We start from the raw sequence: 21954 nt of genomic DNA, 5'->3' as shown, positions 1-21954 counted from the left end.
CCATGGCATGGCTGGCTGATTACTGGTGGATAATTTTGATTGTCCTGATAGGCATGCTGATTAACGGCATCAAAGAATTGCGCAACGTTGACCATACGCGTTTTCTGCTCAACAAACCGAAATTGCCCCCGCACCGTGACAACAACGACAAGTGGGACAAGGAAGAAGACGAAGACTGGCCGAAGAAAAAACCCTGACATCTATCATCGCCAAACCGCCTGCACGCGAGCTAAGCCCCGCGCGGCGGGCGGTTTGATTCTTATATTTCCGTTAGAACACTCACTTCCGTTAAACACTCATCTCCGCTAAAACGTTTCCCAATTTGCATTCGATGACCCGGCATGGGCGGGTTTAGGTAACAGTGACTTTGGTAATGCAGCAAGCGAAGGCGCTCGCTCGGCACGATGTTCCTGCGCTGCTGCCTGATCAATCTTGAACACCGCCACCGCGTTCTGTAAATATCTGGCCTGCTCTTCCAATGCCGCTGCGGCAGACGCGGATTCTTCCACCAGCGAGGCGTTTTGCTGGGTGACACGATCCATTTCATTGACCGCCTGACCGACCTGATCAATCCCCCGGCTTTGCTCATCGGATGCCGACGCGATTTCCCCCATGATATCCGTTACCCGGCTCACCGCACCGACGATTTCTTTCATCGTGTCACCCGCGTCTTTCACCTGTAAAGAGCCGGTATTGGTGCGGCTCACCGAATCATCAATCAGCATTTTGATTTCTTTGGCAGCCTGCGCACTGCGCTGTGCCAGCGTTCGCACTTCACCCGCCACCACGGCAAAACCTCGCCCTTGCTCCCCTGCTCGCGCCGCTTCTACCGCCGCATTCAGCGCCAGAATATTGGTTTGGAAGGCGATGCTATCAATCACGCTGGTGATGTGGGCGATTTTTTGTGAACTGTCGGCTATCTCATTCATCGTTTTCACAACATTATCGACGACAGTGCCGCCTTTATTGGCCGTTTCCGACGCATTTTTTGCCAGCAGCGTAGCCTGACGCGCGTTGTCTGAGTTCTGCTTCACCGTTGAGGTCAGTTGCTCCATGCTAGCCGCCGTTTCCTGTAGCGATGCGGCCTGTTGCTCCGTGCGCGAAGACAGGTCGTTACTGCCCACCGAAATTTCACTGGCTCCGGCGTGGATGGAGTGGGAGCTGTCGCGCACCAGACTGACGGTGCGGATTAATGACTGCTGCATATGATGTAGCCCTGCCGCAAGCTGGCTCATCTCATTGCGACCGGTCGCATCAATAGGATGTGTCAGATTGCCCTCGGCAATCGCGCTGATATGCCGCATGAGGGTACGCAGCGGGTGCAAAAGAATACGCTGCAACCCGATCCAACTGAGGATAATCACCAGCACGACAACCACAGAGAGTGCACCCAGAAGCCACAGCATCGTTTCAAATGCCGCGTGGTTCTCCTGTAGCCCGTCATCCGATAGCTGGTTTTGCGCCGCCCGCCACGTAATATAGGCGTCCTGCATGGCCACGTTCAGCGGCGTGGCACCGCTACTCAATTTCATCGCCGCCCCCGCTAACCCACCGGAAAGCGAATCCACAATATCATTCAGTAGCTTGTCGTAAGCGATATAGCTCGCCTCAAGCTTTTTGGATAATGCTTCATCCAACCCGGGCGTATTAGGCAGAGACAAATAGTGTTTATAACTACTCTCTGAGGCGGCCAATTGCGATTTTGCTTGCTGTAAAAGAGCCTGCATAGCCTCTTTATCCGCATTCCCCATCATCATGTTTTGTATAATAGAACCGATAGCGATGCGCGTCTGATTCATCATAATCCATGCATCGGTAAAGGCAGCTACATTCTGGTTAGAGCGTTGGGAGACAAGGAATCCCTCTCTGTCGTTAATCAGTGCGCGAACGGATAGCGCACCGGTTAAGAATTGAGATATCCCCAAAACAAACAATAAGATAACAAGGATGGTAATGACTTTAATACGCTTAAACATGGCACACCCTCTTTTTCCATAAGGATGTGATATTTATATCTGAAAAAATAAGATAAATATTGAACACTCAACACAAATAAAAACATTGCCTATATTATTTAACATCCCAATATGGACTATATTATTTTAAATATGGATAAAATCTTATCTCTAAAAATAGAGCCTCCATTTTGAATATAAAAGTGAAAGAATGAGAAATAAGATAATCTGATGAAATAAACATTAGGTCATTCGAGTGAAATGATAAAACGTGAGCGGGTTGAACAGCGCAAGGCGCTGATCCTTTAAATGTCCCGTAATGAGCCGAGCATTTAAGGGAACCAACGCACATGCAGCTTGAAGTATGACGGGTATAGCGGGATAGATTTTTATTTGAGGTAGGCCAACGCCTGTTTCAACATCCGTTCATCAATGCCGTGTCCGACAGCGGGGGCGACATCCAACGTAAACGACGTCCCCAGTTCCTGAAAGCGCTGAGCGGCGGCGTGAGCATGTCCAACCACAATCACGCCGTCCGCTTCACCGTGAATCAGGTGCACCGCGACATCGGCAAATGCCTTTTCTGGCAACACAGCAAAGCGACCGCTGAACGCGATAATGTGCCCAGCCAGCGAGGATTCAGACTTCAACGCCTCCAGCGACATAATACTGCCCTGTGAGAAGCCCACCAGCACGGTGTGTTCCGCACTCATGCCGCTTTGCGCCTGCCAGTGGCGTACAGTATCAATAAAACGCGGCAGGTTTGCTTCAATGCGGGAGAAACGATTCTCTTCTGTGATGCCCTGAACAGAGAACCACTGCCGCCCGTCGCCATAGCCGCTGCTGAACGGTCCAGCAATGCTGACCACCATCGCCTGTGGCAATGCGGCAGCAAAATAGCGCCCAATCTGCGCCATACCCGCGGCGGTATCGCCCACGCCATGAAATAGCAGGATTAACCGATTTGCTTCCGAAGGCTGCTGAACAACAACATAATCTTGACTCACGTTTCTCTCCTGAAGGCATGCGCCGAAGGCGTCACCTGCCGATATTCGTCATAAGGTACGGTTAATCCTCACTATACGCCGTGCACTAACAGGAGAAATCGGGAATTACTGAACGAGATGTTCCATTTTTTGCAACGACAGACAGAGATGCTCCCCCTCCCTGTCAATGCGGTTTGATAATACGGATCGTTGAGGCCGGATCGTTCGCCAGACAGCGAGCTGGGCGTACCGGCCGTTTAACCAGTCCACCGCCGCAGTTCGGGCAGGCGTGGTGAAAGACGGAATCCGCACAGTCAGGACAGAACGTGCATTCGTAGGAACAGATATACGTTTCGGCGTCCGGCGGCAAATCACAATCGCAGTGCTCACAGTTGGGGCGTAATTCCAGCATCGGCTTATCCTGACTCAGCAAAAATAATGGGGTTCGCGCTGTCACTTTCCTGTGGCTATTGCACAAAGATCAGTGAAGGGGAATGAAGTTCTTTTCTACCAGAAACTGCCTTTCATGCAAATAAGGTTTATTCACCAGAATAACGCCTCTCATTAGCGGCAATTGGTTTTCCAAATCCCTGTTTCTTTGGGAGGCGGTTCCATGTTCTAAAAATACAGGGAAAATAAAATGACAGCAGCGCGGCGATTCTCATTAAAAAGAACCGTTTCATTAAAAAATCACGTATTCAGGCAGTCAATCATTGCGGCCAATATCAGTCTCGCATTGCTGATGTTGGCAGGCTGCGGCAGTGGTGGAGGTGGCGGCAGTGAAACCGCCAGCGTCGCGCCAACATCGCCGCCCACAACGACACCGACTACGCCGACAACGCCAACCACACCTACGACGCCGGAAACGCCGGAAACGCCGACAGCATCCGCTGTTAAAGTCGGGATTATTGATTCCGGGCTGGAAGCGGCTCGCCCGGAATTTAATTACAGCAATCTACATTTCACCTCTTTTGTCGGCGGTTCACAGCTTAACGATAATCAGGGCGTTAACGGCCACGGCACGCTGGTGGCACTGGCGCTGGCGGGTCTGGCGACGGAAAGCTATGCGGGAGGCATCGCACCGGACAGCGAACTCTATATTGCACAAACGTCGTTAAATAACCGCTTCGATTACCAAAACACCACGTCTGCCGTGAATTGGTTGCTCAATTCAGGCGTGAAAATCATCAATATGTCCTATGGGCAAGATGAGCGGTTGACGACCACCGAGACATTTAACAGCGCCAGAAACAATTTTAGCTATCTCTTAGTGCGTAACGAATTGAAAAGTATCGTTGATGCCGAAGCGCTGAGTATTGTCGCCACAGGGAACAATGCTGGCTCCACGCCGTCACCGAATACCCAGATCCCGCTGATTTTTGGCGATGCCTCGCTGCAAAAAGGCATTTTGGCCGTTACGGGCTATATCCCCGAATGGGTTGGTCAGGAAGGCAATGAACGCCCTGCTGAGATGTATCTTTTTGATAAATGTGGCAATGTCGCCGTCTACTGCATGAGCGCACCAGGCTATGTTGATTATCCCGTTGCGGGCAGCAGTGCTTCAGAGCGTTCGCACGGGACCTCCTTTGCGGCTCCACGCGTTGCAGGCGGGGCTTCACGAGTACAGGCCGCCTACCCGTGGATGACCGGATATAACCTGCAACAAACGTTGCTCACTACCGCGACCTACCACACCGATGGGTATACTCGCTACGACGCAGAGAATTCTTACTACGAAATCATCCGAGACAGCGACGGCAATATCACAGGAAGTGTTTTCCATCCAGCCTATATTTCAGTAGCCGACACCACCAACGGACGCCCTTATAACGATACCTTTGGCTGGGGCGATCTGAACGTCGAAAAAGCGGTAAAAGGACCGGCCATGTTTTATGCCGATAACTTCACCGCGCGTTTAACCGCAGGCGACTACACGTTCGCTAACGATATCAGCGGCGACTACGGCCTGATCGTCAACGGTGCCAGCAATGCGGGGGGCGTTCTGCATTTGACTGGCAACAACACCTATAAAGGCGATACGCAAATCACCGCTAACAGCTTGTACGTTGACGGCGCCATTGCGGGCAACGCCAGCGTATCCGGCTCCGGCACGCTGGCAGGAAAAGGCCGCATTGGCGGCAATGTGAGTAACACGGGCCTTGTTGCCACCACCGCAGATGGCGGGCTGACCGTCGCAGGCAATTACACTCAGGGCAGCAACGGCCTGCTGAGCGTAACGCTAGCGAATCCGTTCACCGTGGAAGGCAGTGCAGCACTGGATGGCACATTGCGCGTTGGCCTGCCCAGCAATACCTACATCGTCCAAACGCAGGAAACACTGCTGCACAGCAATCAGGGTATCAGCGGCACGTTTCGCACTACCGATCTCGGGCTGTTCCTCACGGGGAACCTGACTTACGGCAGCAACGATGTGACAGGCGCATTCAGCCGCCTGAACACCGTAGAGGCCGCCACCAGCAGCGGCTTACACAGCGCCGCACAGTTGCAGACCGCCGCCAATATCGAATCGGCGCTACAGGTTGCCGACCGCTGGTCAACCTTGTCCTCAACCAACGAGCAGCAATCCAGTTTGCTAGCGAAAGCCGCCGCCTTCCAGCAATTAGGCAGCGCGAGTGCCGCCGCTACCACGCTGGATTCGCTATCCGGTCAGGCGCATGCCTCCAGCAATGCCATTTTGTTTAACAGTCTGGATTATCAGAACCAGCTCCTCAACAACCGATTGGATCTGTTAGGGAACGGGAAAAACTACGGTCTGTGGATTGAAACCGGCAAGCTGCGCGGCGACCTGAAACAGTCCGGCTATCTGGGCAGCCATTACGATATCACCCTGACCGCCATCGGTACGGACACCGACTTCAACACGCCGGGGCTACGCGCCGGGATTGCCTATACCAACAGCCAGATCAAAGCAGACTACGACGGTAGCGGCGGCAGCAGTGAGAATGAACTGCACGGGGTGATGACCTACGCGCGCTATAACCTCACGCCGGAATGGTACGTTCAGGGCAACCTGAGCTATCAGCACGGCCGCGATAAGCTGAAGCGCTCTATCCTGCTGAACAATGTCGAAGCCGTTTCCAGCAGCACTTCAAGCGATAGTTGGCAGAGCCTGCTCAAAACTGGCTACGAGTTGGCGCTCAACGATATCTTTAGCGTGCAGCCTTATGCAGGACTCAAGTACAGCTACCTGTCCACTGGCGGCTTTACGGATACTGGTAGCGCATTGGGCCTGACGGGCGAAGGCAACGATTATTCCCGTACCGTAGGTCTGACAGGGCTTAACCTGCGCGCCCTGCTGCAATGGAATCAGGGATGGTGGAGCAGCGTCGGCGTGAGCGGCGAGTATCAGCATGCGTTCACCAACCCATCGCTTGATGTCTCTGCCCGCTGGAGCGGACTAGGCCGCGAAGGAGAACGCCTCGATATTCCGGGCATTCGACTGGACAAAGACTCGCAGTGGGCGGGCGTGAGACTGGACGTCGGTAAAGCGGCAGATGCCCGTTTCTTCCTGCGTGCTGACAAACACTTTGCCGATCGTGGTAACGAAGAAGTGCTGCGCGGCGGCGTCGACGTTTCCTTCTGATAAAGCATGACGCCGACGGTATCTCCGTCGGCGTCAACATTAAAAAATAGTCGTACAACGGCATTGGGGAATACCGTCGGCAATGGCTAAAGCGACATGCTCCTATAAGGAATTCGTTTCATATAAAGAGTCGCCATCGCCCGCAATCACGTGTATGTCGCCCAGCGATAATGCCTGAATCGACGCTTGAATTAACGTCCAGTCTCCCGCAATCAGCCATGTTAATGTTTCTGGATGAAAGAGTTCTTTTGCCAGCGTGTTCACGCCATCCACCGTGGTACTGCTAATACGTTCCTGATGGCGCTGCCAGTGATCGTCCGGCAGTTGATAACGCACAAGGTGAGACAACATACTGTTCAGGCCGCCCAGTCCTTCAATAGAACTTTGCAACCTTAACAACGCCGCGTTCTTCACTTCCTGCAGTTCCTCTGCCGTAACAGGGCGATCGCTGAGAATCGCACGGTATTCATCAAAGATTTCCTGCATGGCCGCCGCGGTGCGATCGGCCTGAACCGAGGTTTGTACCGAATGAATCCGTGAGCCCACATCATTCAACAACTGGCCGTGTACGCCATAAGTCCAGTTTTTGTTTTCACGAAGATTGAGGTTAATGCGAGAGGTAAACCCGTTGGCAAGCACGTCATTCAGCATCGTGAAGCTGGCTTCATGCGGCCATTCGAGGCCGGGAATGATGGTCGACGCGGCAATAGCAGACTGCTCCGCACCGGGAACATCAAATACAAATACCTGGCTTTTCCTCGCGGGGCTCAACTGACCATCGCTGGCACGCTCGGTTCCCTGAGACCACGGGATCGCGCCGATAGACGCATTCAACACCGGGACGATTTGCTCCAGTGTGGTATCACCCACAATGACTATCGTGCCCCCAACCGGCTGGATCGCGCGTGACTGGTACTGCTGAACGTTTTCAAACGTCACACGTTCCAGGCTCGCTTTTGTCCCTTCAATCCCTGACGGTTTACGGTAAGGATGCCCCTGCGGGTACATCACCGCGGGCAGCAAACGGCTCACCATTCCACTGACGTTGTGTTTTAATCCGGTCAGGGTGTCTCGCAACACGCCACGTTGGCGTTCAAAGTCGCTCAGCGCTAACGTGGAATGCTGAAAGCGATCCAGAAAGAGAGGAAGTAACGCGGATAGCTGCGAGGGTCGGCATGACAGCGACAATGTTGTGGTTTGATCGCGTCGCCACACATTAATCGAGGCGCTTAACCGACGAACCGCGCTTGAGAATTCAAACGCATCACGCTCGCCAGCGCCTGACTGATTAAGCAAATCAAACAGTAATGCCGCTTCACTCTGCGTATTCTCTTTCACGCGGGGTAATACCAGTTCGATATTGACGGTGGGATGGCTGTGCCGCGCTATCAGAACCAGCGGTAGCCCATTGTCTAATTGTCCGTGCTGCACGGCGGGAAGCTGGAAAGGCGTTGGAGATAAAATCGCAGGCGGCATTATCGGTCCGGCGGGCTGCACGGTGGTCGTTGTTGAGGCAAACGGAACGATGTGCAGGGTATGGCATGCGCGCGCTAACCAATGCTGTGCGGCTTGCTGCACGCTGTCGACATCAGCCTGCTTGATGATCGCGATAATCTGCCGATAGCGATCGGCATCCCCTAACAGCACATGAGAATTGGACAGCAGCCCTGCGATCGGCGCAGAAGTCTTGTGAGCGTTGGCGAAAGAAGATAATGCGGTGATTTTCACCAGCTCCAGCGTCTCGTCATCAACACCATGCGATAAAAAACGTTGCAGTATGTCGTGCACGGACAGCTCTATCTGACTCAGCGCGACACCGGGTACTGCCGTGACAGTAACCGTAAACTGGCTAACCAGCGCGGCGTAATTGATGTTTGCCGTGACATGGCTGGCAATTTTCTCTTCATACACCAAGTGCTTGACGAGTAGCGAAGCAATACCCGAGGCAAGCAAATCTGCGGCGATAGACAGCAAGATTGTCGCCTTGTCGCCATAAGGCGGGATGTTCCAGGACAGCATGACGCTGCCATTCGGCACTTTGGCCTGATAGACATCGCGTCGGTTTTCAGGAATATCGGGCACCCACACGGCGGGTCGGGAGAGCGGCGGGCCAGAAGGAATATGGCCAAACCAGGCGGTCACTTTTTCCCGCGCAGTTTGCTCGTCAATCGCACCGGATAAAGCCAGCACCGCGTTTGATGGCGAATAATAGGTGCGGAACCAATTCTGCACATCTTCCAGCGTCGCCTCTTGCAAATCCTTCACTTCACCGATAACGGTGTGAGCATAAGGGTGTGAAGCAGGAAAACACCCTTTTAATTTCAGCTCGTGGAGTTTGCCGTAAGGGCCGCTTTCCGTTTGCAGTTTTTCATTCAGTACGACACGACGCTGCTGATCGAGCGAGTCTTGATTGATGGTTGAATAGAAATGCCCCATCCGATCCGCTTCCATAAACAGCGCATAGTCCAGTGACCCAACCGGCACGGTTTCATGATAGGTGGTGCGATCCTGCCCGGTATAAGCATTCAGGTTTGACGCACCGGCTTTCAGGAGATTTTCCAAAAAAGAGCCCGGTGCATTTTCACTTCCTTCAAACATCAGGTGTTCAAATAAATGCGCAAAGCCCGTTTTTCCTGATGGCTCATCTTTTGAACCGACCTGATAAATCAGGTTCAGCGAAACCAACGGTGCATCATGATTTTCATGGACAATAACGGTAAGCCCATTGTCCAGCACAAACGTGGTAGACGAAATATCCACATTGTCATAACGCTCATCGTCTTCTGGTCGTGGCTGTGCGGTAAGCTGTGTCGTCACACGTATTCCTCAATTGATTGGTTGAACGGTTAGTCAGGACGCGTAAAAAACCCGATCTGAAGCTTGAGGCTGTGGCGCTTCATCACCCGTTGCCGTCTCGCTTTCATGACGACTGTCACTTTCAGCTAACGGTGTCAGATGCAGGTGATGAGTATGCAAGGCGGCCAGCGCTTCCCGATGCGCCACGCTGATAATGGCGCTGTCAGGCAAGCCAGTGACCAATGCCTGATAAACCCGTTGCTCAGTCTCAGGATCGAGCGCGCTCGTCGCTTCATCCAGGAAAAGAAAGTCGGGACGATGCAGCAATGTCCGGGCGACCGCCACTCGCTGCTGCTCGCCGCCGGATAACCGCTGCTGCCAGCGATCTTCGACATTCAGTTGCGAGGCCATGTCCGGTAATTCACTGTCAATCAGTACCTGACGGCACTGCTCGTCGGTGAAGTCCTGCTCGTTAGCGGGGTAGCACAGCGCAGCTTTCAGCGATCCCGTTGGAAGGTAGCTTTTTTGCGGTAAAAACAGATAGCGGCAGCGGCGAGGACGCGTAATCGCCCCGCTACCGTGATGCCATAGTCCGGCACAGGCGCGTAGCAACGTGCTCTTACCCACGCCGGACGCGCCGTTAATCATCCAGCGTTCGCCGGGTAAAACCTGCCAGTCGTGTAATGCCGTCAGCGCACGACCATCCGGCGTGAGCAGCCGCAAGCCCTGACAGGAAAAGTCAGATCCATCGTGTTCCGTTACCCGAATAGGCGATGATGTCCGTACGCTTTTGTTCAGCGCTTCTTCCATATCCTGTAAACGCTTGGTTAGCGCCAGCCAGCGCGTGAAAGCCTGATACGCCTGCATAAAATAGCTCAGCGTCGCACCAAGAGAGCCGTAAGCCATCTGAATTCGCGTCAAATCACCAAAAGAGATCTCTCCACGCAATAGCTGCGGCAGCGCCAGAAGCGTCGGTAACGGCGAGAGGAAATGGCTAAACAGGCTCTGACCAAACGACACCTTAAAGCCGCGCAGCAGCACGGACAGCGCATTGTCACGCACGCGCGCAAACCGCTGGGCAAGCCGTTCGCCTTCGCGTGGCCCTCCCTGATAGAAGGCAATCTGTTCGGCATTTTCACGTAATTGAACGCCCAGAAAGCGGAAGTCACCTTCCGCATTCTGCTGGTTCATGTTCAGCTTGATCAAAGCCTTACCGAGCCAGTGCGACAGCAAAATCTGGAGAAAGTATTCGATATAAAGGGCATAGACCATATAGCCGGATATCGCCCAGTCACTGCCCATAAACGAGAAGCGCAGCACCCCAGACACCGACCACAGCAGTGCCGTGTACGTTACGGTACTGATGACGACCGAGATAAGGCTGAGGAAAAAATTCAGCGAGGCGGACACCAGCTCATTAACGTCATCGGCGATACGCTGATCGATATTCGACAGCGCACCGTCCCTTTCTATTTCGTAATAAGCCGATGTCCCCGTCCAGCGCAGGATATAGTGGAGCGTCATCCAGGTACGCCAGCGCAACGCCAGATAGCCTTGACCGAGTACGTTTACCCATCTCAGCATCATCGCACTCAAACCGAGGATGAAACTGAAGATAAACAGTGGCTTTATTTGCTCCCAATCCAGCCCAATCAGCGCGTCGGTGAATTTCCCCGATATGCGGTTCGCCTCCACGCTGATGTAGGCCGTACCCAGATTGATGCTAATAATCACCACCAGAATAAACAGCGCCAGATACTTCTCTGGCGTCTGCCAATAGGGCATCAGAATCTGACCGATGCCCGGTCTTGTCGTACTCGTCTCACTTGCGTTCATGCGCCGTTTCTACCTGCTGATTCGTGTGAATGACCGTTCTCGTCATTTACCGAACGGATGATCAGAACGAATACGTCCCGGTGAGACGCCACGTCCGCCCTTCTTTCACCCCGATATACAGCGGTGTGGTGCTGGTGTAGTAGATATCGCGATCGAAGACGTTATTAACCCCCAGCGTCAGCGACCAGTCAGGCTGGCGATAGAACACCGATGCATCGGTTGACGCCTGGCTGCCGATCGAGAAGTATTGTCTTCTATCTCCATTTTCAGTTTTTGACGTTCCGCTAATACCGGCAGACGCACCAAGTCCCTGATAACGCCCAGATTGGACCTCATACGATGTCCAAATATTACCGGTATGACGTGGCGTGTTGGTCCGGATCCTCACGCTCTCTGGATCTTTACTGGCGGAGTAAGTATAACTGGCTGATACATCCCAGCCCGGTAATAACGTCCCATTCAAATCAACATCAAATCCTTCACTTTTTCTCCCTGTCGTCGCGATAGAAAAACCATTATTGTTGGTCACCGTCAGGTTATTCTGCTCAATACGGAATACCGCCGTTGTCAGCGTCAGGTCGTCATCAAGCAGGTTAAACTTCAGTCCGGCTTCTCTTGATTTTCCTGTCATTGGAGGAAGTTGCTCGCCCGTGCGGGTAACGGCAGCACTACCGCTAAAACTATTCAACTGGTTAGCATACGCCGTAATATCCGGTGTAATATCAAAACTCACGCCATAATTTGGTATCCACTTGCTGGTGTTATAATTCGAATGTGCTCGACCGATTAAATAACTATTACTCCAAGTGGCATGTTTAACAGACAATTGAAAATGCAGGCGTTCGAAGACGTCCACTTCGTCCTGGAATAGAAAGCCGCTTTGGATCGATTTTGTCGAATAAGACAGGAAGTTAGGCTCACCAATACCAGGATAAACCAGAGAGTCTGGGTTATAGATATTCCCATTGGTTAACAGAATAAAATCACTATCATAGCTGGCATAGCGTTCATGCTTATAGTCATGACCGACCAGCAGCGTCTGCGTGACGGGTCCTGTTTCTATCTTACCGCGAAAATCATTCTGCGCACTCCACGTCTGATTGGTGGATTTATAGGCCAGCGGGTGACTGACTTTGTCGCCATTAGCGGCAATCAGCAGCGTTTCGTTAAGCTTCATCTGAGAAGCGGTACTCTGAAAACCGGCTTTGCTATTGAACGTCCAATCGTCGACGAGCTTTTGCTCCAGCTCATAATACGCATTCGTCGTTTTCATCTTGTTATGATCGTCTTTATCGCCCAGACGATATTCCGGCAGCTTCTGTATTCTCCCGTTGGCGTAAATCGTCCCGGCTGGCCCCGACTTACGCGCCTGATTCACCTCTGCGCCAACCGTGATCCGCGTCTTGTCATTTTGCCAGGTCAACGCGGGGGCTAAATAATCGCCGTGGTTGCCGTTGTAATCAGGAAAGGAATGCTGAGATTTCATGGTTGAGGCATTCAAACGGTAGCTAAGCGATTTGTCATCCGTAATCGCGCCGCCCAGATCGACAGCCGTTTTGAATTCCCCATAACGCGCCGCTTCAACCTTCAGACGACGTAATGGTTCAGTCACTGGTTTTTTACGCACCACATTGATCGATCCTGCTGCCGAACTGCTGCCTGCGAGTACCGACTGCGGCCCTTTCAGCACTTCCACCCGTTCCACACCTTCAATCTCAGTTCCACGGCCAATCCCAGCATTACTGGAGCCTGACAGCCCGTCCGTTGAACCGGATGTAACGGCATAGCCGCGTATCCAGTAGGTCGGATCACCACGGTTCGATTTTACCGTGACGACGCTGGCCGAGTTTTTTAACGCCTCTTCCAGCGATGTCGCCTGACGCGCGTTAATCAGCTTATTACTGATAACCTGCACCGACTGCGCCGTTTGCTGCAACGATGTACTGGTGCGTAATGCCGAAGACGACGTGCCGGGGTTTAATACCGTTTCATCTTCGCTGCCTGCATTTACCGTAATTGCTGGCAGCGTTTTGTCGCTGGCCTGCGCCACTTCTGCATCATTGGCACGAGAAGAAACAATGGTCAGCGTGCCATTGTCCGTCGTCGTCAGTAATAAAGGCGTGCCTTGTAATAAACGCAGAATCGCCTGACGCGTTGAATAGTTGCCATTTAGCGCCGCACTCTGGTAATTCGCTACCAGCGCAGGATTAAAAGAGAGCGTTTGTTTGCTTTGATTGGCAATAGCCAATAATCCTTTTTGCAGGTCGCCCGCAGGAATAGAAAATGCCACGGTGTCATTTTCACCCGCCGCGTAGACGGCCATAGGAACAGCCGTTGCACCCACGAATAACGCAGAATGAATCGCCAACATATTCGTGAAAAATAAGCGTTTCTTAAAACTTAACCCCAGAGCGGGAGAGGCAGCATTACGTTTTTTCATTTTTCCCTCGTCAATTGCTTCAACAAATCAGTTTTTATTGGTCTTCGTATGAGTTGTGCAATGACGATGAAAAAGTGACAGCAGGAAGTCATTTTTTCACGTAATTATTTTTTCGCGACAGCAAAAATATTGATTTTGAAAATACTTTTTCTCTGTATTTTTTACTGTGTGAAATACCGTTCTCCGATACACCTTCTTTTTATTTCCTTTTACAGACGTATCCGGAAATAGCCATTTACCCATTTCAGGCAATAACAGAACATTTCTAACTAACCATAGAAAAAAAATGTGGTTTGACTCCTGCAAATTTTGACTTAAAAACAGCACAGGACGCATCGTTCCTTTTGTTCTGCGGCCCTGGGGTATCCCGGCTCAAGCATTGTTGTGATTTACGCTATTTAAGGATGCCCATGTACACAGAGGCTGTTAAAAAACCCGACTTACTGTCGCTGATATTTCGCAGTGATTATCGCTGGCTAACGGAAAAATTACGCCGCCGTATTGCCTACGGCTGTGAAGCGGAAGATGTCGCCTCTGAGGCATTTTTACGTTTAGCGTCTCTGCCGAATCTCGCCAACGTACAAGAACCGCGTGCGATGCTCACTACGCTCGCCAAGCGCGTACTGTATGAAAACTGGCGTCGTCGCGATCTGGAAAAAGCCTATCTCACGGCGCTGGCAAGTAAACCTGAATTTCACCATCCGTCGCCGGAAGAGCAACAGCTTTTGATGGAAGCGCTGCTCACTATCGATCAAGCGCTGGATGGGCTATCCATCAAAGCACGACAGGCCTTTCTGTTCAGCCAGCTTGATGGCATGACTTATGCCGACATTGCCGTACAGCTCGATGTCTCCGCCAGCATGGTGAGGAAGTATATCGCCAAAGCGCTGACCAACTGCTATCTGGCCACGCAGGACAGCAGTGACTTATAGGTGAACCGCATGGCAAGACGACACATGGACGACCCGATTGCCGAAGAGGCAATTGAATGGATGGTGCTGCTGCGTTCCGGTGAAGCAACCCAGAACGATTATGATGAGTACCGCCGCTGGCGATACGAAAACCCGCTGCACGAGCGGGCCTGCCAACGCATTGAGCGAACGCTGGGGAAATTCCAGCCGCTGCTTGCCGCGCTGCCTCATGAACCGATTCGTCAGGCGCTCTTAGCACCATCCGGCCGACGGAAAGTCCTGCAATATGGGCTGGGGATGGTGGCTGTCGCATCGCTAAGCAGCCTGCTGCTTAATCAGCACTACCCTCTGTCTCCGCTTGTGTCCGACGTAAAAACCGCAACGGCACAGCGCCAGCAGGTTCCACTCAGTGACGGCAGTATGCTCATGTTGAACGCACGTACCGCTGTCGATATCAACGTGCGCCCGGAAACGCCAGTGCGTCAGATTGCTCTGCATAACGGCGGTATCTTCGCCAATATTCAGCCAGATACGCAGCGCCCCTTCGTGATCGCCACCGGTATGGGCGATATCGTCGCCCTTCAGGCCAATGTGAACGTACGTTATGAAAGCGGTGGCATCCATGTCGGCGTGCTGGACAACATCGCCAAAATTACCAACCACGCCGGACAAAGCCTGCGCCTTCACGCGGGTCAGGGTGTCTGGTTCGATCGTTCCACGCTCTATCAAGTCGCCGTTACGCCGGAATCAGAAACAGACTGGTTACACGGCCGGCTGGAAGTACGCGATCGTTCGTTGGCTTCCGTCATCAGTACGCTACGTGATTACACCCCCGGCATCATCCGGCTGGATCCCGCTATCGCCGATCTGCGCGTCAGCGGGAATTTCCCGCTCGATAATCTGAACTACACGCTGGATTCGCTGGCGCAAACCATGCCTATCGCGATTGTGCATACCACCGATTACTGGATACATATCCGCGCCGCCAGACCGACATAAACGGTAAGCCACAAAAAAACGCCGGGAGCGTTTTTTGACGTCACGACGTGACGGCCCGTCAGGGTGGCAACCAAGGACGGTTGCCACAAAAAAATTTCGCGCGCGTGGTGACACTTTTTCTGCCTCGTTGCACATCGTTAATAGAGGTCATCATAGTTCCGTGTTCAGGACTGGATGAAACGTCCGACACCGTAAGCCAGAGCAGCAGAGGAAAACGTGCAACAGGCATCCGTACAACACCTTTCGTTAAACGCGCGCGTCGACGCGGCTCCCGCCGCACGGCGTGACGTCGCCCCCGCACAGCCGTCGCGAAGTGTGGCGATGGCTGCGCCCGTTCGGGGAGAAATGGGGAAGATCGCGCTCAGCTTTCTGACGGTCGCGCTGATCCATGCGGGTGTCGCCGCGTTGCTCATCACGCGAACCACCGAATACACACCGATCAATCTGCTTAATCCGGCAGCCAGCATCAGCATTCAGGCCACGATGGTTGAAGCGCCAGAACCCGAACCGATTCCCGAGCCGTCGCCGGAACCGCCCGTGCTGACATCAGAACAGGGTGAACGTGAAATTGCACCCATCCCTGAAAAGCCCGTCGTTGAGGAACAGCAGACGCCGCCCCCGACGGTCAAAAAAGAAGTTCACCAGCCGCCGGTGAAGCCAGTAGTCAAACCGCAGCCCGTCCGACCTAAAACTATCGCCGAGCGTCAGCCTGCGGCTCGTTCCACACCGGAGCCTTCCCCCGCTGCACCGGAAGCGACGCCAGGCCCGCTGACTACCGCCAGCAAAGGCAACCTGATGCAGAACAGCCCGGGTGCACAGCCCAAGCAGGTCGCTTCCGTCGGCTGTGTCGTTCCGCAGCCTGACTACCCTCGCCGCGCCAAACGTCTCCAGCAGGAAGGCAACGTGCTGGTTCGTCTGGTCATTAGCCCAGAGGGACGCTTGATTCGGCACGACATTGCCCGCAGCAGCGGCTATGACGTCCTCGATCAGGCCGCGATTGACGCCGTAGCGCAGGCGCGCTGTACGCCTTACCGCGAAAACGGACAGGCCATTACCGTCATGACGGTTCAGCCAGTCAATTTCCGGCTGACTCATTAAGAAAGAATCCGCGTTGAAATAGCGCATCCGCCGTTTCGCAGACACGCCCGAATCAGGTTATTGCATAAGAGGTCACACATGAACACGTTAGATATCCACCATTTTTGGCAGCAGGGCGATCTTGTCACCCACTCGGTAGCCATCATTCTGCTCATCATGTCGCTGCTGTCATGGACGGTCATGCTGCTCAAAGCACGCCAGCTGTTTGCATTGAACAAGAGCGTGCAATACAGCCGCAATACCTTTTGGCAGGCGACCAGCCTGCAAGAAAGCGTCGAGAAATTTGGCAAACAGCGTTTTAATCCGTTCCGCGATCTGGTGATCGAAGGACATGCGCTGCTGAAACACCCGCACAAATTCTCTTCCACGCTGGGCGGACACGTCGATCTCAGCGACTGGCTGGTGCGCGGCCTGAGCAACACGCTGGACACCAACTCAGGGAAACTGCAATCCGGCCTCGGAACGCTGGCCTCGATTGGCAGCACCGCACCGTTTATCGGCCTGCTAGGTACCGTATGGGGCATTTTTCACGCGTTGCAAACCATCAGCACCATCGGCCAGCCCGATCTGGCGCAGGTGGCTGGCCCGGTCGGCGAAGCGCTGATCATGACGGCATTTGGCCTGTTCGTGGCGATTCCCGCCGTATTAGGGTTCAACGCCATTAACCGCCGCAACCGTATCGTCCTGCATGCCATGAACCGTTTTGCGCACGATCTCCACGCTTACCTGCTGACGGGCGCGCGCGTGGACACCAGCGTTAGCGACCTGAATAGCCCCGCGCGGTATGAAGCGGCTCACCCCGTTGAACGCTCCGCCTGAAGAGGAACACCGCCATGAGTATGTCATCCCCGTTTGAAAGTCAGGAAGACGCGCTGCTTAACGACATTAACATGACACCGTTTATCGACGTCATGCTGGTGCTGCTGATCGTGTTTATGATTACTCTGCCGGTCATTAACCACGCTGTTAAAGTGGAGCTACCGCGTGCCAGCGTCGAGAAAATCAAGAAAGATCCGCAGGCCGTGGATATCGCGATTACCGCGACGGGGCAGATTAACTGGAATAAAGAAGCGATTGATGATGCCCAACTGATCGCCAAACTCGATGCGGCCTCAGCCGACGGCACTCACCCGAATATACGGCTGTTTGCCGATCAGGCTGTTGAGTATGGCCGGGTAGCGTATGTCATGACTAACGCCCAACAGCGCGGCCTGAGCAAGATTGATTTCGTCCTGCAACCCGCCAAAGCCCCCTAACCTTCTGTGTTGATGCGGATAGCCAATCGACAACATAACCGTGACGGCTCGCCATAAGCTGAGCCGTCACGGTTAATGACCCGCATCCCGCTCATTTACTCACGATTTTCTCTGAATGGAGACACCCATGTCCGACGCCATCATCACTGCCAGCGACACCTCGCTGGATACCTTACTCAATCATAGCGACAAGCCTATTCTGCTTGACCTGTGGGCACCCTGGTGTCAGCCATGTAAAACGCTGGCTCCTTTGCTAAACACCATCGCGGACAACACGCCAGACAACCTGACCGTCGCCAAGCTGGATGTGGAGCAATATCCGGCATTGATGCAGCGTTTTGGCGTGCGCGGCATTCCTACGCTACTGCTGTTTAAAAACGGACAGGAAATTTCCCGGCAAATCGGCGTGAAAACGCTGGCACAGCTGCGCGGCTGGCTGGAATCGCACCAGATTGCGATACAAAACACCACACCGCCGTTGGCAGACACTCGCGTAACGTGGGGAGCGTTCTATGGCGATGCGTCGCTGCACGGTTTTCTCCACCAGCGGCTGCGCCAGCATGCAGCGGACGGCGATATTGAACAGGCATTTTCTCCCTACTGGCAGGACAACAAAGGCTCGGTTTCTGCCGTACTGGCGCACAGCGCGGATATTCACATCTTTGAACGTATCACCGGGCTACCTGCCGCACTCGGTCTGCTGCTGGAAAAGCTGCCGAGCACCACACCAGCGCAGGTTGACGCCCTCTTTACCGCCATCGCGCCGGGAAAAGCCGTAGACGGCGTCGCGCTGCAATGGCTACAGCAATGGTTAGACGATTCGGGCAATCCGTGGTCAGACTGGCTGGCAGACAGCACAGTAGACGGGCTGCGCAAGCAGTGGATTCGTGCGATTTCGCAACGGTTAGCGGGAGAAACCGTGGCAGAAAGCGAATGGACAGCGCTGCATCAGCAGGCAATAAGTTGGGAAGAGAAAGCCTCCGGCGAACTCGGCCTGGAAAAAAATATTGCGGCAATACTCGCGAGCCTATCGCCGCCGCCAGCCGCATCTGATGTAGATAGCTGGCGGGGTATCAGTATCACTCTCGGCTTTGCGCTGGCGCAGATCATGCAAATTAACGACGGATGGAACAGAGAAGAACGCGCAACGCCGGATAAACGCTTCCGCTGGTTTAAAGAACAGGAAGACGCCACGCCCAACAAACAGCTAACGGACGAGCAAATTACCGCGCTCCGTGCGCAATGGCTTCAGGAGAACCCGGATTTTTCCGCGAAAGAGGGCGCGTTTTATCAGCGCTATCCGCAGTTGTTAGAAGCGCAGAAAATCCCCTTACAGGAAACGCTGTGGGCATTGCTCCGTCGTGCCCCCGCCTTCAAAGCACAGCTGGATTGATACCGTAATCTGCGCCTCACGGATGAGGCGCATCCTCCGCCGACCAAACAGAAAGCCCCCCATTCTCGCCAGCACTTCAAGAGCGCTTTCCAACAGAACCTCAAGCGATAACAGGCAGAGCCTGATAAAATTCACCACTCGTACCCGATGAGTAGAGTCGGACCGTTTGGGAAGAATAAGGCGATGAGAGATGACACGTGACAGAGATGAAATTTATCGGCTCGCGGGCGATCTGTTGGGGGGCATCCAGCATAGCGATCCCGCAGCGCTACTCAATTTTGGCGTGAGCCCTGCTATCTACGAAGAGATTCTTGAAGAGCTGGATAGCTCGGGAGAACCTGTTGCAGATTTGACGCTTCCGCCTTTCGACGTTGCCTTTACACCCGATAAAACGGGCAGAATTCCCCTGTACCGTTACGACATTGACGCCGATGCTCCGCGAAAAAGAGTCGAGTGTCAGCTCTGGTCTGGAGAGAGGAAAACTGACCTCACGTTAATTGCCGACTACTCTGATGAACAGGGGAAAGCGCCGCTGATTTTCCGGCTACTAGAGACGCAGTAATCCACTTCATCTTCCTATATTCGACGTACCTGTACGATTTGCGAGTTCTGTCGCCTTCAATCACGCAATACTCGTCAAGAGTCACCGAATACGACGGTTCTTCGCCAGCGCTCACTGCGTTGCACATCGAGATCGACCAGCGCAGCAGCGGTCTCTTCACGCCAGCGTTTCAGGAGCGCTTTTTTACCAGTCAGCCCCAGCGTCGTGGCTATCTGCTCGCTTTCACCCGGTTTTTCCGCCAGCAGGCATAGCGCAGGCAGCAGCAAAGTGGTGTGACTCAACAGACGGCAAATCGCAGCGAAGCTGGCCTCTATCGGCCGATGCGCAAACGCAAACCCCGCCAGTTCACGCCAGTCGTCTTCATCCAGCTCAGTATTTCCTGTCTGCGGCAGCGCGAGGTTAAGCGGAATCAGGCGCTGTAACCAATACCAGTCACGCGCCAATTGCCGGCTTCCCTGCTCCGCCAGTCTATGTCCCGCTTCACTCAGCGGCAGTATCGCCATCGCACTGTAACAGCCGCTGCTGGCTTCAAGATGGCTACCGATACGCACCAGTTGAAACCCACACGACTGCCAGAATGCCCACAGCTCTGGCTGATAGCCGAAGCTAACCGACAGGTAATCCAGCGCCTGTCGCTGTGCCTCACACATCTGTTCAGCAATTAACGCGCGACCAATCCCCTGTCGGCGATATGACGATGCCACCGCAATCCGGCTCACGCGGCGAGCACGTAGCGTTGGTGCATACCATAGCCCGGCGTGTGCCGCCAGCGACTGCGCCACCAGATTACCGCGTGGGCGTCGCCGTCCAGCCCACACCTCATGCGCCAGTGAGGCAGACAGTCCGCCTTCCTCTACTAACCACAGCACGCCACCAATCTCGCCCGCCATCTGTGCGCTGGCAATATGCATGCCCGGCGCATCCATCAGGCGGCGCAGATCCAGCGGCGAGGTACGGTAATGCGCGCTGCACAAGAGCGCGTAGCACCACTTCAGGCGGTCAGGATGTGCCAGCCAGTCGTCAGCGCGTTCGATTCGACTTTCCACCGTAGGTCGATCGGACGGCTGCGGGGAATGAAACGCTTCGGGTTCGCTAAACAGCAGTGCCTGATCCAACACCCGCTCCAGCGGATCGTTAACGGCCCAGCGCAAAGGTTCGTCCAGCGTAAATGCCCGCCACTGCGGCAGCGTCGCACAAAATTTGAGAAGAAATCCCCGTCCGGTCCCTTCATACCCTTGCACCGTCGTGGTCATCAGAATGCGGGAAAAATACGGTAACAACGCGGAGAGCACGGAAGACGGGATCGCCGCCGCTTCATCAATTAACAACCAGTCGACATTGGGTGCACCATGAAGGCGGCAGTGTTCCAGCAGCGCATCCGGTGCCCAGAATGGCACATCGGCACGCGCGTGCTGTTGCAGGATATCCGCCGCCGCGCGGGAAGGTGCAGTGATCCAGCAGGCTGCACGACTCCGCTGCGTCAGCATTCCCGCCAGCGCCGATTTCCCTCGTCCGCGCGGGGCGGTAATCACCAATACGCCGGACTCAGCGGCATTCAGTTCGTGCAGAATATGCTGCTGTTGCGCGGTCGGTTCACCGCTAGCTGGCTGCCAGTCCGAACGCGCGGCCAGTGGCCGAATCACGAATGCCTGATCCTGCTGCCAGAGAACGACATCCTCATCGGCTAACAGCTGGCGCTGAAAATGTTGGATAAAGTGCGGGGTAGCAATCGGCTGTTCTTGTTCACTCCAGCGCAGGCTGTCTTGATCCGGCTGTGTCGGCCATCCCTGCCACGACGGCACCAGCATAATCAGCCAGCTACCGGCCTGTAGCGTGCCTGACAGCATCGCCAGCGCTTCGACATCCACGCCGCTACGTGCATCAAACACCGCGTGAAGAAACTCCCGCCCCAGCAGCGTCCGCACTCGACTGGCTGGCAATGAGGTAACGGAATCAGGCGCGTGTTCGCTAACCCACAGCCAGTCGCCGGACAATTGGCCACTGAGCGCCAGCGCCTGCTCTTCACACCAGTTCACTTTACCGCTCAGCACCAGCAATCGCCGGACGCCATAGCGCTGCTGCTGGCATTGGCTGTGGAGAAAATCACGCAACATCATC

16 protein-coding genes are annotated in these 21954 nt (G+C 54.1%); 9 read left to right on the top strand and 7 right to left on the bottom strand.

All coding sequences use genetic code 11. The features are described from left to right. Positions 1 to 2 precede the first annotated feature (2 nt). The gene (locus tag BUB06_RS09155; RefSeq protein ID WP_010309028.1) at positions 3 to 197 is read left to right on the top strand and encodes a YpfN family protein; all 195 of its coding nucleotides are present in this window, start codon (positions 3 to 5) and stop codon (positions 195 to 197) included. Between the two features lie 108 nt (positions 198 to 305). Here the strand turns inward: BUB06_RS09155 and BUB06_RS09150 are convergent, their stop codons facing one another. From BUB06_RS09150 to BUB06_RS09140, 3 genes are all read right to left on the bottom strand, one after another. Further along, on the bottom strand, positions 306 to 1976 hold the full coding sequence (locus BUB06_RS09150) for a methyl-accepting chemotaxis protein (protein ID WP_039472492.1): 1671 nt from the start codon (positions 1974 to 1976) through the stop codon (positions 306 to 308). A 368-nt stretch (positions 1977 to 2344) separates the two neighbouring features. Continuing rightward, the gene (ypfH, locus tag BUB06_RS09145) at positions 2345 to 2962 is read right to left on the bottom strand and encodes an esterase (RefSeq protein ID WP_010301621.1); all 618 of its coding nucleotides are present in this window, start codon (positions 2960 to 2962) and stop codon (positions 2345 to 2347) included. A 163-nt stretch (positions 2963 to 3125) separates the two neighbouring features. After that, entirely contained in the window at positions 3126 to 3353 is a 228-nt protein-coding gene (locus tag BUB06_RS09140) for a DUF1272 domain-containing protein (protein WP_010301618.1), read from the bottom strand. Between the two features lie 228 nt (positions 3354 to 3581). Between BUB06_RS09140 and BUB06_RS09135 the strand changes: the two genes are divergently transcribed. After that, positions 3582 to 6545 (top strand): autotransporter domain-containing protein, encoded by a 2964-nt coding sequence (locus BUB06_RS09135; RefSeq protein ID WP_039472490.1) that lies wholly within the window; start codon positions 3582 to 3584, stop codon positions 6543 to 6545. 102 nt (positions 6546 to 6647) lie between these two features. Here the strand turns inward: BUB06_RS09135 and BUB06_RS09130 are convergent, their stop codons facing one another. The 3 genes from BUB06_RS09130 to BUB06_RS09120 all read right to left on the bottom strand — a co-directional run bounded on the left by BUB06_RS09130 (position 6648) and on the right by BUB06_RS09120 (position 13617). After that, positions 6648 to 9362 (bottom strand): M16 family metallopeptidase, encoded by a 2715-nt coding sequence (locus BUB06_RS09130; protein ID WP_039472488.1) that lies wholly within the window; start codon positions 9360 to 9362, stop codon positions 6648 to 6650. Between the two features lie 33 nt (positions 9363 to 9395). After that, entirely contained in the window at positions 9396 to 11177 is a 1782-nt protein-coding gene (locus BUB06_RS09125) for an ABC transporter ATP-binding protein/permease (protein WP_039472486.1), read from the bottom strand. A 61-nt stretch (positions 11178 to 11238) separates the two neighbouring features. Continuing rightward, on the bottom strand, positions 11239 to 13617 hold the full coding sequence (locus tag BUB06_RS09120; RefSeq protein ID WP_039472485.1) for a TonB-dependent siderophore receptor: 2379 nt from the start codon (positions 13615 to 13617) through the stop codon (positions 11239 to 11241). Positions 13618 to 14027: 410 nt separating this feature from the next. Here BUB06_RS09120 and BUB06_RS09115 point away from each other — a divergent pair, with 410 nt between their 5' ends. The 7 genes from BUB06_RS09115 (at position 14028) to BUB06_RS09085 (ending at position 19836) form a co-directional block, all read left to right on the top strand. Continuing rightward, positions 14028 to 14549: a sigma-70 family RNA polymerase sigma factor gene (locus BUB06_RS09115; RefSeq protein WP_010301596.1), complete on the top strand. Its 522-nt coding sequence runs from the start codon at positions 14028 to 14030 to the stop codon at positions 14547 to 14549. A gap of 9 nt (positions 14550 to 14558) precedes the next feature. Next, positions 14559 to 15527 (top strand): FecR family protein, encoded by a 969-nt coding sequence (locus BUB06_RS09110; protein WP_223806343.1) that lies wholly within the window; start codon positions 14559 to 14561, stop codon positions 15525 to 15527. A gap of 216 nt (positions 15528 to 15743) precedes the next feature. Next, positions 15744 to 16625: an energy transducer TonB gene (locus tag BUB06_RS09105; RefSeq protein ID WP_039472481.1), complete on the top strand. Its 882-nt coding sequence runs from the start codon at positions 15744 to 15746 to the stop codon at positions 16623 to 16625. 78 nt (positions 16626 to 16703) lie between these two features. Beyond that, positions 16704 to 17444, top strand: coding sequence for a MotA/TolQ/ExbB proton channel family protein (locus tag BUB06_RS09100; RefSeq protein WP_039472479.1), 741 nt, complete (start codon positions 16704 to 16706; stop codon positions 17442 to 17444). A gap of 14 nt (positions 17445 to 17458) precedes the next feature. Further along, a complete protein-coding gene (locus tag BUB06_RS09095) occupies positions 17459 to 17881 on the top strand; it encodes an ExbD/TolR family protein (protein ID WP_039472477.1) in 423 nt (140 codons plus the stop codon). A gap of 127 nt (positions 17882 to 18008) precedes the next feature. Then, positions 18009 to 19274: a thioredoxin gene (trxA, locus tag BUB06_RS09090; RefSeq protein WP_039472475.1), complete on the top strand. Its 1266-nt coding sequence runs from the start codon at positions 18009 to 18011 to the stop codon at positions 19272 to 19274. 190 nt (positions 19275 to 19464) lie between these two features. After that, on the top strand, positions 19465 to 19836 hold the full coding sequence (locus tag BUB06_RS09085) for a hypothetical protein (RefSeq protein WP_039472473.1): 372 nt from the start codon (positions 19465 to 19467) through the stop codon (positions 19834 to 19836). A 74-nt stretch (positions 19837 to 19910) separates the two neighbouring features. Here BUB06_RS09085 and BUB06_RS09080 read toward each other — a convergent pair whose 3' ends face one another. After that, entirely contained in the window at positions 19911 to 21953 is a 2043-nt protein-coding gene (locus tag BUB06_RS09080; RefSeq protein ID WP_039472472.1) for a tRNA(Met) cytidine acetyltransferase TmcA, read from the bottom strand. Between the last annotated feature and the right edge of the window lies 1 nt (position 21954).

The sequence above is a fragment of the Pectobacterium carotovorum genome (genome assembly GCF_900129615.1).
GTDB classification, from domain to species: Bacteria; Pseudomonadota; Gammaproteobacteria; order Enterobacterales; family Enterobacteriaceae; genus Pectobacterium; species Pectobacterium carotovorum.
The sequence above is the reverse complement of the archived record's forward strand: the minus strand, read 5'-3'. Positions and strand labels throughout refer to the sequence as shown.